Source organism: Streptomyces sp. NBC_01549, assembly GCF_026339955.1.
GTDB lineage: Bacteria > Actinomycetota > Actinomycetes > Streptomycetales > Streptomycetaceae > Streptomyces.
In genome coordinates, this window is record NZ_JAPEPW010000001.1 from 3,131,351 (window position 1) to 3,145,238 (window position 13,888).

11 protein-coding genes are annotated in these 13,888 nt (G+C 71.3%); 5 read left to right on the forward strand and 6 right to left on the reverse strand.

The genetic code is table 11. The features are described 5' to 3' along the window. Nucleotides 1-21: 21 nt before the first annotated feature. Both OG819_RS13810 and OG819_RS13815 read right to left on the reverse strand, forming a co-directional pair. A complete protein-coding gene (locus OG819_RS13810) occupies nt 22-2,232 on the reverse strand; it encodes an MMPL family transporter (RefSeq protein ID WP_266649596.1) in 2,211 nt (736 codons plus the stop codon). 74 nt (nt 2,233-2,306) lie between these two features. Further along, entirely contained in the window at nt 2,307-2,456 is a 150-nt protein-coding gene (locus OG819_RS13815) for a hypothetical protein (RefSeq protein ID WP_266649598.1), read from the reverse strand. 179 nt (nt 2,457-2,635) lie between these two features. Here OG819_RS13815 and OG819_RS13820 point away from each other — a divergent pair, with 179 nt between their 5' ends. The 3 genes from OG819_RS13820 to OG819_RS13830 all read left to right on the forward strand — a co-directional run bounded on the left by OG819_RS13820 (nt 2,636) and on the right by OG819_RS13830 (nt 5,767). After that, nucleotides 2,636-3,799: a sensor domain-containing protein gene (locus OG819_RS13820; RefSeq protein ID WP_266626280.1), complete on the forward strand. Its 1,164-nt coding sequence runs from the start codon at nt 2,636-2,638 to the stop codon at nt 3,797-3,799. 147 nt (nt 3,800-3,946) lie between these two features. After that, the gene (locus tag OG819_RS13825) at nt 3,947-4,915 is read left to right on the forward strand and encodes an intradiol ring-cleavage dioxygenase (RefSeq protein ID WP_266626278.1); all 969 of its coding nucleotides are present in this window, start codon (nt 3,947-3,949) and stop codon (nt 4,913-4,915) included. A gap of 9 nt (nt 4,916-4,924) precedes the next feature. Next, entirely contained in the window at nt 4,925-5,767 is an 843-nt protein-coding gene (locus tag OG819_RS13830) for a triphosphoribosyl-dephospho-CoA synthase (RefSeq protein WP_266649600.1), read from the forward strand. Here OG819_RS13830 and OG819_RS13835 read toward each other — a convergent pair. The 4 genes from OG819_RS13835 to OG819_RS13850 form a co-directional block, all read right to left on the reverse strand. Next, entirely contained in the window at nt 5,739-7,091 is a 1,353-nt protein-coding gene (locus OG819_RS13835; RefSeq protein WP_266649602.1) for an MFS transporter, read from the reverse strand. The two genes, OG819_RS13830 and OG819_RS13835, sit on opposite strands and share 29 nt — an antisense overlap. Nucleotides 7,092-7,182: 91 nt before the next feature. Next, entirely contained in the window at nt 7,183-8,577 is a 1,395-nt protein-coding gene (locus OG819_RS13840; protein ID WP_266652692.1) for a PLP-dependent aminotransferase family protein, read from the reverse strand. A 129-nt stretch (nt 8,578-8,706) separates the two neighbouring features. After that, nucleotides 8,707-10,158 carry an aminopeptidase P family protein gene (locus OG819_RS13845; protein ID WP_266634490.1) on the reverse strand — a complete coding sequence of 484 codons (1,452 nt, stop codon included), beginning with the start codon at nt 10,156-10,158 and terminating at the stop codon, nt 8,707-8,709. Nucleotides 10,159-10,443: 285 nt separating this feature from the next. Then, a complete protein-coding gene (locus tag OG819_RS13850) occupies nt 10,444-11,967 on the reverse strand; it encodes a PP2C family protein-serine/threonine phosphatase (protein ID WP_266634488.1) in 1,524 nt (507 codons plus the stop codon). A 481-nt stretch (nt 11,968-12,448) separates the two neighbouring features. Between OG819_RS13850 and OG819_RS13855 the strand changes: the two genes are divergently transcribed. Both OG819_RS13855 and OG819_RS13860 read left to right on the forward strand, forming a co-directional pair. Beyond that, the gene (locus tag OG819_RS13855) at nt 12,449-13,114 is read left to right on the forward strand and encodes a bifunctional DNA primase/polymerase (protein ID WP_266432812.1); all 666 of its coding nucleotides are present in this window, start codon (nt 12,449-12,451) and stop codon (nt 13,112-13,114) included. 131 nt (nt 13,115-13,245) lie between these two features. Continuing rightward, complete coding sequence (locus tag OG819_RS13860; RefSeq protein WP_266649604.1) at nt 13,246-13,854, forward strand: hypothetical protein; 609 nt, start codon at nt 13,246-13,248, stop codon at nt 13,852-13,854. Nucleotides 13,855-13,888 lie beyond the last annotated feature (34 nt).

Genomic DNA, 13,888 nt, shown 5'->3' on the forward strand with positions numbered 1-13,888 from the left:
GACCTCCCGGGCGCTGGACGGTCAGATGTGGGCCGACTCCCGTGCGGCCGGGTTGTTCTGTGTCGCGGCGATCGCGGGCTGGTGGGTGAGTGCTTCGCCTTCCACATCGACCTTGGGCAGGATCCGGTCCAGTCGGTGTGGCATCCACCAGGCGGCTTTGCCGAGCAGGGCGAGGGCGGCTGGTACGAAGGCCATGCGGATGACGAACGCGTCGAACAGGACGGCGATCGCGAGTCCGAAGCCGATCATTTTGATCATGGATTCTCCGGCGCCGATGAAGCCGGAGAACACGGCCGTCATGATCAGTGCGGCGGCGGCCACGACGCGGGCGCTGTGGCGGAAGCCGGTCTCGACCGCCTGGTGCGGGCTGTCGCCGTGGACGTAGGCCTCCCGCATCCGGGCGACGAGGAACACCTCGTAGTCCATCGCGAGGCCGAAGACGATGCCCACCAGGAAGATCGGCATCATGCTCATGATCGGACCGGTGGTCTCCACGCCGAGGAGTGAGGCCAGCCAGCCCCACTGGAAGACGGCGACGACGGAGCCGAGGGCGGCGAGTACCGAGAGGAGGAATCCGACGGCCGCCTTGACCGGGACCAGGAGGGAGCGGAATACCACCGTCAGGAGCAGGATGGCCAGGCCGACGACCACGATCAGGTAGGGGATCAGCGCGTTCTGGGTTTTCTGCGCGATGTCGATGTTGAGCGCGGTGGTGCCGGTGACCTCGAACTCGGCGCCGGTCGAGGCCTCGGTGGCGGGGCGTTCGTCGCGGATGGTTTTGACGAGGTCCTGGGTCTTCTCGCTGGTGGGTGCGGTGGACGGGACGGCGGAGAAGACGGCGGTGTCGCCCGCGGGGTTGAAGCGTGCGGGGGAGAGGGAGACGATCCCGTCGGTGGCCTTGATCTTCTGCTCGATGGCCTTGACCGCGGTTTTGGGGTCGGGGGCGTTCTTGGCGTCGATGACGATGGACAGGGGGCCGTTGAAGCCGGGGCCAAAGCCCTTGGCGAGGTCGTCGTAGGCGCGGCGTTCGGTGGTGGAGGTGGGCTTGGACTCGGCGCCGGGCATGCCCAGCTGGAGGTCCATGACGGGTACGGCGAGTGTGCCCAGGGCGGCGACCGAGGCGAGCAGGACGGGCACCGGGCGGCGCAGGACGAAGCGGGCCCAGCGGCTGCCGCCGTTGTTCTCGCCGTTCTCCTTGGCCTGTCCGTGCTTGCGGGAGTGGCGGGAGAGCACGGCGTTGGGCCAGAAGCCGAGGAGGGCGGGGACGAGCGTCAGCGCGATGAAGACGCTGACGATGACGGCTCCGGCGGCGGCGAGGCCCATCTTGGTGAGCATGGGGATGCCGACGACGGACAGGCCGACGAGGGCGATGACGACGGTGAGGCCGGCGAAGACGACGGCGGATCCGGCGGTTCCGGTGGCGAGGCCGGCGGCTTCCCGCGGGGTGTGGCCCTTGGCGCGTTCTTCGCGGTAGCGGGAGACGATGAAGACGGCGTAGTCGATTCCGCAGGCGAGACCGAGCATGGTGGCGAGCGTGCCGGTGGTGGAGGAGAGGCCGAGCGCACTGGACAGGGCCATGATCGCGGCCATCGAGACGCCGACACCGATGATGGCGGTGAGCAGGGGCAGTCCGGCGGCGGTCAGCGAACCGAAGGTGATGATCAGGACGGCGGCGGCGATGGCGATACCGATCGCCTCGGCCGAGCCGCCCGCGGAGGGCTGGGTCGCCAGCGCGGTGCCGCCGGCCTCGACCGTCAGGCCGGACTTCTTGGCCTGCGCGATGGCGTCCTTCAGCGCGTTCTTGCTGGCGTCGGTGAGGTCGTCGGCCTTCACCTTGTAGGTGACGGTGGCGTACGCCGTCGTCGCGTCCTTGCTGACCGCGTTCGCCTGGAAGGGGCTGACCGCGCTCGCGACCTGCGAGCCGTCGGCCGCGTGGTCGACGAGCTTCTCGATGGTCTTCTTGTTGTCGGCGGCGGTGATCTTCTGACCGTCGGGGGCCACGAAGACGATCCGGGCGTTCGCCCCGTCGGCGGTCGTCCCGGGGAAGCGCTGCTCCATGAGGTCGAACGCCTTCTGGGACTCGATCCCCGGCATGGAGTTCGAATCGTCGGCGGTGGCGGGTGCCTTGGCGGCACCGAAACCGACCGCGGCCAGGACGGCCACCCATATGAGGGCGACGTACCAGCGCCTTCGGAAGGCCGTACGGCCCAGTCGATAGAGGAAAGTAGCCACGGGAGGGGTCTCCAAGGTCTGTGTTCGGGGCAGCGAGCGGCGGCGTGCTGCGAGGGGGCGGGGTCGCAGACGCGTCAGGCCGGGGTCGGCGTCCTGCGGACCTGTGCTTCGCGGGCCTGTGCTTCGCGGACCTGTGCTTCGCGGGCCTGCGTGCCGTGGTCCTGCGTTTCGTGGTCCTGGAACAGGAACCAGAGCACCGGACGGGAGGAGAGCAGCGACTTCATGGGACCTTTTCCTTCGGCGGGGAGTCTTTAGGGGCGTGAGCTTCCGGATTCAACGATCCCGTCGGAAGCTCGCCGCCACGAGTGAGTGCTCTCCCGAACCTGTGGTGTAGCGGGCTACACCATCTGTCCGGAGCCCGCTCTCCCGCGCAGCCGCGCCGGGTCTGCCTAGCCTGGGCGGCATGGGAAAGACAGTGCGGCAGGCAGCGCGAGCCACGGCCCAACTGGGACGGGCCGCCGTACTGGCGTTCGGCTCGATCATCTTCATCACGGTGCTGCTGTTCACGGCGGTCGCCACCCTCGCGGTGGTCGGTGCCGGACTGTTGCCCGAGACGGTGCTCCTGGTGCGCCGCTTCGCCGGTGCCAAGCGGCGCCAGGTCGCCCAATGGACGGGCCGGGAGATCCCCGAGGCGTACCAGCGCGTCGAGGGCCCGCTCCGGCGGCGGCTGCGCACGGCGGTCCGTGACCCGGGCACCTTCAACGACCTGCGCTGGATGGTCGCCCACTACGCCTACGGCTTCCTGGTCGCACTCGCACTGCCGCTGTGGCCGGCGGGCCTGCTCGTCGATGGCGTACGGCAGGGTGTGCTGGGCCGTCCACCGCTGGTCCTCCCGCTGATCAGCCGTCTCGCGGATCTCGACGCCGCATGGTCCACCGCTCTGCTCAAGCCCTCACCCAAGGCGCTGCTCGCCGAGCGGGTCGAGGAACTGACCGAGACCCGGGCGGGTGCGGTGGCCGCGCACGAGGCCGAACTGCGCCGCATCGAGCAGGACCTGCAGGAGGGCACGCAGGCGCGGCTGGTGTCGCTCTCCATGCGGATCGGCATCGCCAAACGGGCATACGAACGTGACCCGGACGCCGCGCGCGAACTCCTCGACGAGGCCCAGGACCAGGCCGAAGAGGCGCTGACCGAACTGCGTCACGTCGTCCGGGGGATCCACCCGCCGATCCTCACCGACCGTGGTCTCGTCGGGGCGGCGCGGGCGCTCGCGGCGAGCAGCGGGCTCGACGTGACCATGGACGTGGACGGTCTGGAGGACGGGGCGCACAGCGGGGTCCGGGCCCCGGCGGCGATCGAGGCCGCCGCGTACTTCGTGCTGACCGAGGCGCTGACGAACGTCGGCAAGCACAGCGGCTCGGAGCGGGCGGCGGTCCGGCTCGCCCGTACGCCGACGGGGTTGAGCGTGGGCGTTCGTGACGAGGGCCGCGGCGGCGCCGACGAGGCGGCCGGCTCGGGACTGCTCGGCATACGACGGAGGGTCGCGGCGCTCGACGGGACCGTGCGGCTGACCAGCCCCGTCGGGGGTCCGACGGTGATCGAGGTGGACCTGCCGTACGCGTGGTGACACCTTCCGCGTCGTGGCGACACCGTCGGCGTTTTCGCGCTCCCTGGAGAGGGCGATTTTCCGTCGACTTCAGCTTTCTCAGGATTCTTACCCTCCGCACAGCCCCACCCCATGCCCCTGACTGCTGCCGTTCCTAGCTTTCCGATCATGACGAGAAGCCACAAAGACACTTCGATCACCCGGCGCCGTGCGCTCGCGGTGACCGGCGGCACGGTCGCCGCGGGCGGGCTCGCGGTCGCGGGCTACCAATCGGCGTTCGCCGACGAGACGACCACCGCCGCCGACGCCGAGGCGACGGCCTCGGCGACCTCCACCAGCAGCGGTCAGTGCGTGCTGATGTCCAGCGTCACGGAGGGGCCGTACTACCTGGACGGCGCTCTGGTGCGCAAGGACATCACCGAGGGCAAGGGCGGCGTCCCGCTGACGCTGCGCATCACGGTGCAGGACACCACCGAGTCCTGCGGCCCGGTCGCGGGCGCGGCCGTGGAGATCTGGCACTGCGACGCCTGGGGCTACTACTCCGGCTACACCACCGCCAACCCCGGCGGCTCCGCGCCCGCCGAGAGCGAGGACGGCTCGACGGCCAACGACCAGACGTATCTGCGCGGTTACCAGATCGCCAACGCCAACGGGGTCGTCAAGTTCGAGACGATCTTCCCCGGCTGGTACACGCCCCGCACCACGCACATCCACGTCAGGGTCCACACCGGCGGCGAGAAGGCGGACGGCACCTACGAGGGCGGCAAGGTCAACTTCACCGGCCAGCTCTTCTTCGACGACGACTTCGCCGCCGAGGTGCAGGCCCTGGAGCCGTACTCCAAGCACACCGGCAGCTACACCAAGCTCGCCGACGACATGGTGTATGACGGCGGCGGCACCTCCAGCGGACTGCTCACCCTGAGACCGGTCCACAAGAAGGACCCGTCCAAGGGCTTCAAGGGGTCCATCACCCTGGGCATCGACCCCGACGCCGAGAGCACCGGCGCGGGCAGCGGGGGCGGTGGTACGCCCCCGAGCGGCGCGCCCGGCGACGCTCCGACCGGTACGCCGCCGAGCGGCGCCCCGAGTGACGCCGCGAGCGACAGTGCCAGTCCGTCCGCCTCGGCGTCCTCGTAGGGTTCGCCCATGAGCAGCCGCGAGGACGAGACGCTGGCGCGGGCCGCCGTGGCCGCGCTCACAGGGCAACTGGAGCTCACCCCCAAGCCCGGCCTGCCCGATCCGCGCGACCTCGACGCCCGGGCCACCGGCCGGGACCTGTGTTCCCTGCGCTGGTCGGCCAAGGCGTTGACGCCCGGCCTCGCGGCCATGGCGGCCGCCGCCCGCCGCATCGGCCGACCCACGCCCGAACTCCGCACGGAACTGGGCGCGATCGGCCGCTCCACCGAGCACTCGGTGGCCCTGGCGGGCGGTGGCCACCGAGGGGCGCTGTGGGTCCTGGGCTTCCTGGTCGCGGCGGCCGTCCTGGACCCAGGAGCCAAGGGTTCCGAGGTCACCGCCACCGCCAAGCGGATCACGGCGCACCCCGACCGGCGGGCGCCCCGTCGGCCCTCCCGGGGGTCGTCCGTGTCCGCGAAGTACGGCGCGGCCGGGGCGCGGGGCGAGGCACGCGCCGGATTCCCGCACGTCCGGCGGGCGTTGGACGCGCTCGCCACCTCCCGCTCCGCCGGTGCGTCCGAGACGTGCGCCCGGCTCGACGCCCTCCTCACCGTCATGTCCACCCTCCAGGACACCGAGTTGCTGTACACGGCGGGCCCGCACGGGCTCCGGCACGTCCAGGAGGGTGCCCGGGGCGTGCTGGAGGCGGGCGGTACGGCGATGGAGGCAGGCCGCGCCGCCCTGGCCGCCTTCGACGACGACCTCCACACGCGCGCGTGGAGCCCTCGTGGCACGGGGGGACTGCTCGCGGGCGCCCTGTTCGTGGACTCGCTCCCGGTGGTGGTCAGTTCACCGGTACGGGTTGCTGCCTGACCCCGTCCTGGTCCTGGTCCTGGTTCCGATCCTGATCCTGGTCTTGGCCCTGGTCTTGGCCTTGATCTTGGCCCTGGTTCCGGGCCTGGCTTCCGCGGTGGGCTGTCACCTCGCGTGCGGCGGCCCACCGCGCGGCCGGCCCCATCGCGCAGGACGCCCCCAGCATCAGGCCCCCCAGCAGCAGCCATCCCGGCGTCCCCCAGCCCACCAGCAGTGCGGTCAGGACAAGCGGTCCCGCGGTACGGGCCACCGTGACGCCCGTGCCGAAGAAACCCTGGTACTCGCCCATGCGTTCGGCCGGGGCGAGGTCGAAACCCAACTGCCAGGAACCCGCCGACTGCTGCATCTCGGCGACGACCTGGAGCACCGCGCCCGCCACCAGAACCCCGGCCGCGCCCCAGGGCGAGGCGCCGGCCGACAGTGCGAAGACCACGCAGGACACCAGCATCACGAGCCCGGAACGACGTATCGCGCGCGTGGCCGAGTCGAGCCCCGTGACACCGCGCGCCATCCGCACCTGGAAGAGCATCACCGCACCGGTGTTGAGGACGAACAGCGCGGAGACCAGCCAGGCGGGCGCCTCGGTGCGCTCGGTGATCCACAGCGGGATACCCAGGCTGAGCAGCGGCATCCGCAGCAGCAGCACCGTGTTGAGGAACGTGACGAGCACGTACGGACGGTCGCGCAGGACGCCGGCCGAGTGACCGCGCCGCACGGTCACTCGTGGCACGGGCGGCAGCCTCAGCAGCACCCCCGCACAGAGCAGGAAACTCATCGCGTCCAGCGCGAATACCCCGAGATAGGCATCCCGTGTCCCGGGGCGCAGCGCGAGTCCGCCGAGACCCGCCCCCACCGCCAGACCGGCGTTGAGAATCGACTGCAGTTGGGCGAGCAGCCCGGTCCGCTCGCCGGCCGGTATCAGCCCGGCGAGCAGCGCCTGGCGGGCCGCCCCGAGCCCCGACTGCGCGGAGGAGTACGCGCAGGCCGCGAGGACGAAGGGCAGGAAGCCGCGGACGACCAGGAAGGACGCCACCGCCGCTCCGGTCGCGAGGGCCAGCAGCACCGCCGTGCCGTGCGGCCCGCGGCGGTCGGCGAGTCTTCCCAGCGGTACGCCCACGAGGGAGCCGATCGCCCAGGCGACGGTCAGCCCGAGCCCCACGCGCGCGGGGGCCAGTCCGACGACGTGTGTGAAGTACAGCGCGGAGGTCACGTAATAGGCGCCGTCCCCCACGGAGTTGCTCAGCTGGGCGAGGGCCAGGACGCGCCCCGGTCCCGCGGGCGAGACGAGGCGGCCCGACTTGGCGGATGCTGCCGGAGTCGTCATGGATTCGACGCTACGGTCCTGGTGGACCCGTCAACAGGCCCAATACTCAGGCATTTTCATGCCCCAATTCGTGCCCGGCGCATGACGTCCGTCATCTCCCGTCCGGTACTTTCCGGCTCCCGTCCAGCACCCGCCCCAACGCCTCCAGCGCTTCCGGATAGATCCGCTCCCGGGGAGTCCCGTAGCCCACGACCAAGCCCTGAGGCCGCCCCTCGCCGCGCTCGTGCCAGTGCTCGCCGAGATGCCCGACCGCGAGTCCCGCCTCCTCCGCCCGCGCCAGCACCTCGGCCTCGTCCGCCACGTCCACCAGCGCGTGCAGCCCGGCCGCGATGCCGCGTACGCTCCGGCGCGCCCCCAGCCGGTCCAGGAGCTGGTCCCGGCGCCGCCGGTACCGCAGCCGGCAGGCACGCACATGACGGTCGTACGCGTGGCCGGTGATCATCTCGGCCAGCGCCAACTGGCCGACGGACTCGGTGTGATGGTCGCTGTGCAGCTTCACGTCGGCCACCGCGTCGACCAGGTGCGGCGGCAGCACCATCCAGCCGAGCCGCAGCGCGGGCCCGAGCGTCTTGGAGGCCGTGCCCAAGTAGGCGACCTGCCCCGGTGCCATGCCCTGGAGAGCACCGACGGGTTGCCGGTCGTAGCGGAACTCACCGTCGTAGTCGTCCTCGACGATCAGTCCGCCCCGCGCGCGTGCCCAGTCGGTGAGCGCCCGCCGCCGTTCGGGATGCAGGGTCACCCCGGTCGGGTACTGATGGGCGGGCGTGACGACGACCGCGTCCGCGTGTGAGGAAGCCAACTCCACCGCGCAGGCGCCTCGTTCGTCCACGTTCAGCGGCACCACCGTGCCCCCGCCGCGCCGCACCACGTCCCGGTGGAACGGCAGCCCGGGGTCCTCCATCGCGACCACCCCGCCGTCCAGCACACGCGTGAGGAGCGCGAGCCCCTGCACGTACCCGGAGGTGATCACGATGCGCTCGGGCGGCGCGATCACGCCCCGGGCCCGTCCCAGGTAGCCCGAGAGTGCCGTCCGCAGCTCGATCCGGCCGCGTGGGTCCCCGTAGTCGTACGCCAGGGAGGGCGCCGTCGCGATCGCGCGGCGCAGCGCCCGCAGCCACGCCGCCGCCGGGAACGTACCGACGTCCGGGCTGCCGGGCCGCAGATCGAAACGGGGCGCACGCGCGCGGGGAGCCCCGACGGCCTGCGACACGGCGTCCGCGGGAAGCTCCGCGACCTCGGTGCCCGACCCCTGCCGGGCCGTCAGATACCCCTCGGCGACCAGCTGGTCGTACGCCCCCTTGGCCGTTCCGCGCGAGATGCCGAGTTCGGCCGCGAGCCGCCGGGTCGGGGGCAACCGCGTGCCCGGGGCGAGCCGTCCGTCGCGCACCGCGTCCCGCAGAGCCCGTTCGAGCCCGGTCCTGCGCCCCGCCGCCGCGTCCGGCTCCAGATGCAGATCCACCCCGACACCGGACCAGAAGTCGTCCACCACACCGTTGTTCACGAAAAGCCGTTCCCCCTAGACAGACCACTGGACAGACCACTGGACAGGCCAATGGCCGGGCACCTCACAGGTACCCGGCCATCAGTGTCGTATCAGCCTCCGACAGTCACTGTCTCAGCCCTTCAGCGCCGCCATCCACGCCTCGACCTCGTCGGAGCGGCGCGGCAGCCCGTCGGACAGGTTCCGGTTGCCGTCCTCGGTCACCAGGATGTCGTCCTCGATGCGCACGCCGATGCCCCGGTACTCCTCGGGGACGGTCAGGTCGTCCGCCTGGAAGTACAGGCCCGGCTCGACGGTCAGGCACATGCCCGGCTCCAGCGTGCTGTCCACGTACGTCTCGGTCCGCGCGGCGGCGCAGTCGTGGACGTCCATGCCGAGCATGTGGCCGGTGCCGTGCAGGGTCCAGCGGCGCTGCAGACCGAGCTCTAGGACGCGCTCGACCGGGCCCTCGACCAGACCCCACTCGACGAGCTTCTCGGCCAGCACGCGCTGCGCGGCGTCGTGGAAGTCGCGGTACTTGGCACCTGGCTGCACGGCCGCGATACCGGCCTCCTGGGCCTCGTACACGGCGTCGTAGATCTTCTTCTGGATCTCGCTGTAGCGGCCGTTGACCGGCAGCGTGCGCGTGACGTCGGCGGTGTAGAGCGTGTGCGTCTCCACTCCCGCGTCGAGCAGCAGCAGGTCTCCGGAGCGCACGGGTCCGTCGTTGCGCACCCAGTGCAGCGTGCACGCGTGCGGGCCCGCGGCGCAGATCGAGCCGTAGCCGATGTCGTTGCCCTCGACCCGGGCGCGCAGGAAGAAGGTGCCCTCGATGTAGCGCTCGCTGGTCGCCTCGGCCTTGTCCAGGACCTTCACGACGTCCTCGAAGCCGCGCGCCGTCGAGTCGACGGCCTTCTGCAGTTCACCGGCCTCGAAGTCGTCCTTGATCAGCCGCGCCTCGGAGAGGAAGACCCGCAGTTCCTCGTCGCGCTCGGCGGTGACCTTGTCGGTCAGGGCCGCCTCGATGCCGGCGTCGTAGCCGCGCACGACCCGGACCGGGCCGGTGGCCGCGCGCAGCTTGTCGGCCAGTTCGCGTACGTCGGAGGCGGGGATGCCGTACACCTGTTCGGCCTCGGTGAGGGAGTGACGGCGGCCGACCCACAGCTCGCCCTGCCCGGACAGCCAGAACTCGCCGTTCTCGCGGTCGGAGCGCGGCAGCAGGTAGATCGTCGCGTTGTGCCCGTCAACGGTGGGCTCCAGGACCAGGACGCCGTCCTCGGTCAGGTTGCCGGTGAGGTACGCGTACTCGACCGAGGCGCGGAAGGGGTAGTCCGTGTCGTTCGAGCGGGTCTTCAGGTTGCCCGCCGGGATCACCAGACGCTCGCCCGGGAAGCGCGCGGAGAGTGCGGTACGGCGGGCGGCGGTGTACTCGGCCTGCGCGATCGGCTCGAGGCCGCGCAGCTCGGTGTCGGCCCATCCGGACTTCATGTTCTCGGCGAGCTCGTCGGACACGCCCGGGTACAGGCCGTTCTTGCGCTGCTTGATCGGCTCTTCTTCGCCCGCTTCGTCAGCGGCATCGTCGAGCACGGCTTCCGGGGTCTCCGGGTTGAGCGCCTCCGACACGGTCTGCCTCCTAGATACGACTCTGGAACTTCACCCCGGCTCTCCGCTGTTCTCGAGCAGGGGGACACTCATCATCGTACGGTCGTACAGGAGTGGGCCCAGGGCCGGAAGTCCTGTTACGCGCGGAGCTCAGCGCGGCGGCGCGAGAACCTCACTCGAAGCGCGCCGCCAGGACCTGACTCGTACGCGCCGGCAGGGCCTCACTCGAAGCGCGCCGCCAGGACCTGACTCGTACGCGCCGGCAGGGCCTCACTCGAAGCGCGCCGCCAGGAGTACGACGTCCTCCGCGCTGTCCGCCTCGTCCAGCCCGTCCGGCAGCACGGACCGCAGAACGTGGTCGGCGAGCGCGCCGGAGTCCTCACGCAGCGCCCTGGGGACGCTCGCGGCCGCCGCGTGCAGCCGGGCGAAGGCGCGGTCCATGGGGTCACCGGTGCGGTGCAGCAGGCCATCGGTGTAGAGCAGCACGGTCTCGCCGGGCTCGGCCGTCAGTTCGACGCTGGGCGCCTCCCAGCAGGCGAGCATGCCCAGGGGCGCGGAGAGGGAGGTCTCCACGAACTCCGTGCGCCGCGCACCGACCACCAGCGGCGGGCTGTGGCCTGCACCGGCGAGCGTGATCTTGCGCAGTGCGGGCTCGCAGTACGCGAAGAGGGCGGTCGCGGAGCGGGCGGGCTCGGTCAGACGCAGCAGCAGTTCGAGGTCGGACAGGACGGCGACGGGGTCCTCGCCCTCCATCACGGCGTACGCCCGCAGGGAGGCCCTCAGCCGGCCCATCGCGGCGACGGCGCTGGGTCCGGACCCGGTGACGGAGCCGACCGCGAGGCCGAGTGCGGCGTCGGGCAGCGGCAGCGCGTCGTACCAGTCGCCGCCGCCGCGCGGACCCGTGCGGTGCCGGGCGGCGAGCTGGACACCGGGGACCCGGGGCAGCCGCGGCGGAAGCAGCTCCTGGGAGATCGTCTTCATGCACACGCGTGTGCGGTCCAGTTCCAGCAGTCGTGCGAGGTGTTCGGTCGCGTAGCGGACGTAGAGGCCGACGAGGTGGCGCTGGCGCTCCACCGGTTCGGCGGGTTCGTCGTAGAGCCATACGGCGGCGCCCAGCCGGCCCGCCGCCTTGGTGGACAGGGGCAGCGCGTAGCTCGCGGCGTAGCCGAGCCGGGCGGCCACCTCGCGGTGGCGGGGGTCGAGCCCGTCCTCGGAGAGGAGGTCGGGCTGGGAGATCTCACCCTCGCCGCCGGGCAGTCCGTCCAGGATCCTGCCGTACGACATGGAGCTGCGGGGGACGGTCTCGATGTGGCCCAGGTCGGCGCGGGCTAGGCCCAGGCCGATGGTGGTGTCCGGGCCGAGTCCGTCGCCCGGTTCCAAGACGACGAGACCGCGCCGGGCGCCCACGAGGGCGGCTCCGGCGCGCAGCAGCTCCTGCAGCGCGTCGTTCAGCGTCGCGGTGCGCACCAGGCGCTCGGTGAGTTCGTGGAGGGTGGTGAGGTCGGAGACCCAGCCGGCGAGCCGATCTTGGAGAACGGCTCCCGGGCCGGTGGACGAGGCGGCGGAAGAGGAACCCGTGCCGGAACCCGTACCGGAGGTCGTCGGCGCGACAGTGTGTGCGGGCGCGGGAACCGTTGAATCGATTCCGGCCACTTTCGGAACGTGAGGGGCGTTCATGGCGTCCGGCTTTCCGACCGGTGCGTATTGCTCAATAGCATCGCAAACCCCCATGTAGTTCTGCGCCGCTAGCAGTGTCTCCACATGTACACGCACTCGTGAGGGGATGTCCAGCATTGTCCTGCTGGGATTCCTGGTGTCCATGAGACCCTCGGTAACCCTTGCGGGAAAGCAAAGTTGGCTTAAAACTGACTCGGGTAACCGGTTATTGAGGTCGACTGGCCTCGTTCGACGGAGCGTCACAGCGGTCGTGATGGGTACGTACTCGGTGAAGGCCAGGGGCGGTTGGGATCCGCCCGGAACCTGGCGACGGACCCGGGCGTCTTAACCACCGACGACCGTGCCCCATCCTCCCGTGGCGGAGGCGGCAAGAAACAGCGGGACGGCAAAACGCCAGGCGCCGCCACCCCACGCCATGCCCATGCTTTAGACAGACGCAGTATGGACGCGGACGCAGCCAATGCTCGGCCCAGATGGGTTCCCCTTGCCTTGCGCAAGGGTGTGATGCGCCAGCAGGTACGCACAGTGAAGTGATCGACACATGGTGTGATGTGATCCACGGTGTTGCCAGGCGTGCAACGGAAAGGAACGAGCGCTCATGCGCGAGATCCTCGGAAGGCGACGCAGGCTCCTGTCCAGGCGAAACAACGGCAGGCCTGAGATGCTCAGCGCGGCCCTGACCTTCGCGACCGATTGGCAGTGGCCCGTACTCCCGGGTGTGGCACCAGACCCGCAGGGGCGTGCCCGCTGCGGTTGCCCGGACCCGGAGTGCACGGTGCCAGGTGCTCACCCCTTCGACCCCGGCCTTCTCGCGGCCACCACCGACGCGCGCATGGTGCGCTGGTGGTGGACCAACCGGCCGTCGGCACCCATCGTGCTGGCCACCGGAGGCAGGGCCCCCTGCGCGGTGAGCCTGCCCGCCCTCGCGGCGGCCCGCGCACTCGACGCGCTCGACCGCAAGGGCATGCGCCTCGGCCCGGTCGTCGCGGCCCCCACGCGCTGGGCGATCCTGGTCGCGCCCTACTCCATGGAGCAGCTGGGCGAGCTCCTCTACGCCAAGGACTTCGTGCCGGGGTCCCTGCGCTTCCACGGCGAGGGCGGCTACATCGCGCTGCCCCCGTCCGAGACCGGCCAGGGGCAGATCCGCTGGGAGCGCGCACCGCTGCCCGGCTCGGCCGCGCCCTGGGTGCCCGGTGTGGAGGCCGTGGTGGACGCCGTGGTGGAGGCGCTCACTCGTACGGGTGTGAGCGCGCCCGAGTTGTAGGGTGCCCCGGCGCGCGGTGAGCCGCGCGCCCACCCGCGCTCGTTATGTTCCGCACTATGCAGCGTCATTCCGGGGGACACAGAGCCCCATCGTCGCCACGCGCCGGGACGGACCCCCAAAAAGTCCGTCTGGTGGCGCTGGCGGGCCTCGTGGTGTTCACAGTCGTCCTGCCACTGACCGTGGCCTCCGCAGGACCCGTCGGTGACGGGAGCTCCGAGGCGGTACGCGGGTCCCGGCGGATCGACGACAAGGCGACGGCCGCACCCGCCGCGTCCCGTTCCGCTTCCGCGACCCCTCCCGCTTCCGCGACCCCTCCCGCTTCCGCCCCCACGCCCCGGCTTCTGGGCCTCGGCCGGGCCACCGCCGCCCGGTGCGGCCCCGAGCTCTCCTCCGCCGACGGCATCGAGGCGCAGACCTGTGTCATGACCCAGGGGGAGGACACCTGGGCGCGCACCTACTACCGCAACGCGACCGGTGACGAGCTGAGCTCCGCGCTGAGCCTCATGGGCCCCGGTGGCCGCACCGTGGAGATCAACTGCGTGGTGGGCGCCGGGGACGACCCGGGGGTGTGCGAGACGCCCAGAGGGCGTACGGCGGGGGGTGTGGGGGCGTACACGGCGGTCGCGGAGTTCGCGAGGAGCGCCGGGAGCGGGCCGATGCTCCTGCGGTCGGGAAGCGAGGCGGAGAGCGCCTCGGGCAGCGGTCCGGAGAGCGCCTCGAGGAGCAACTCGGCCCCGTAGCAAGGCGGTTGACGCCGCAGGGAAATCCGTACAC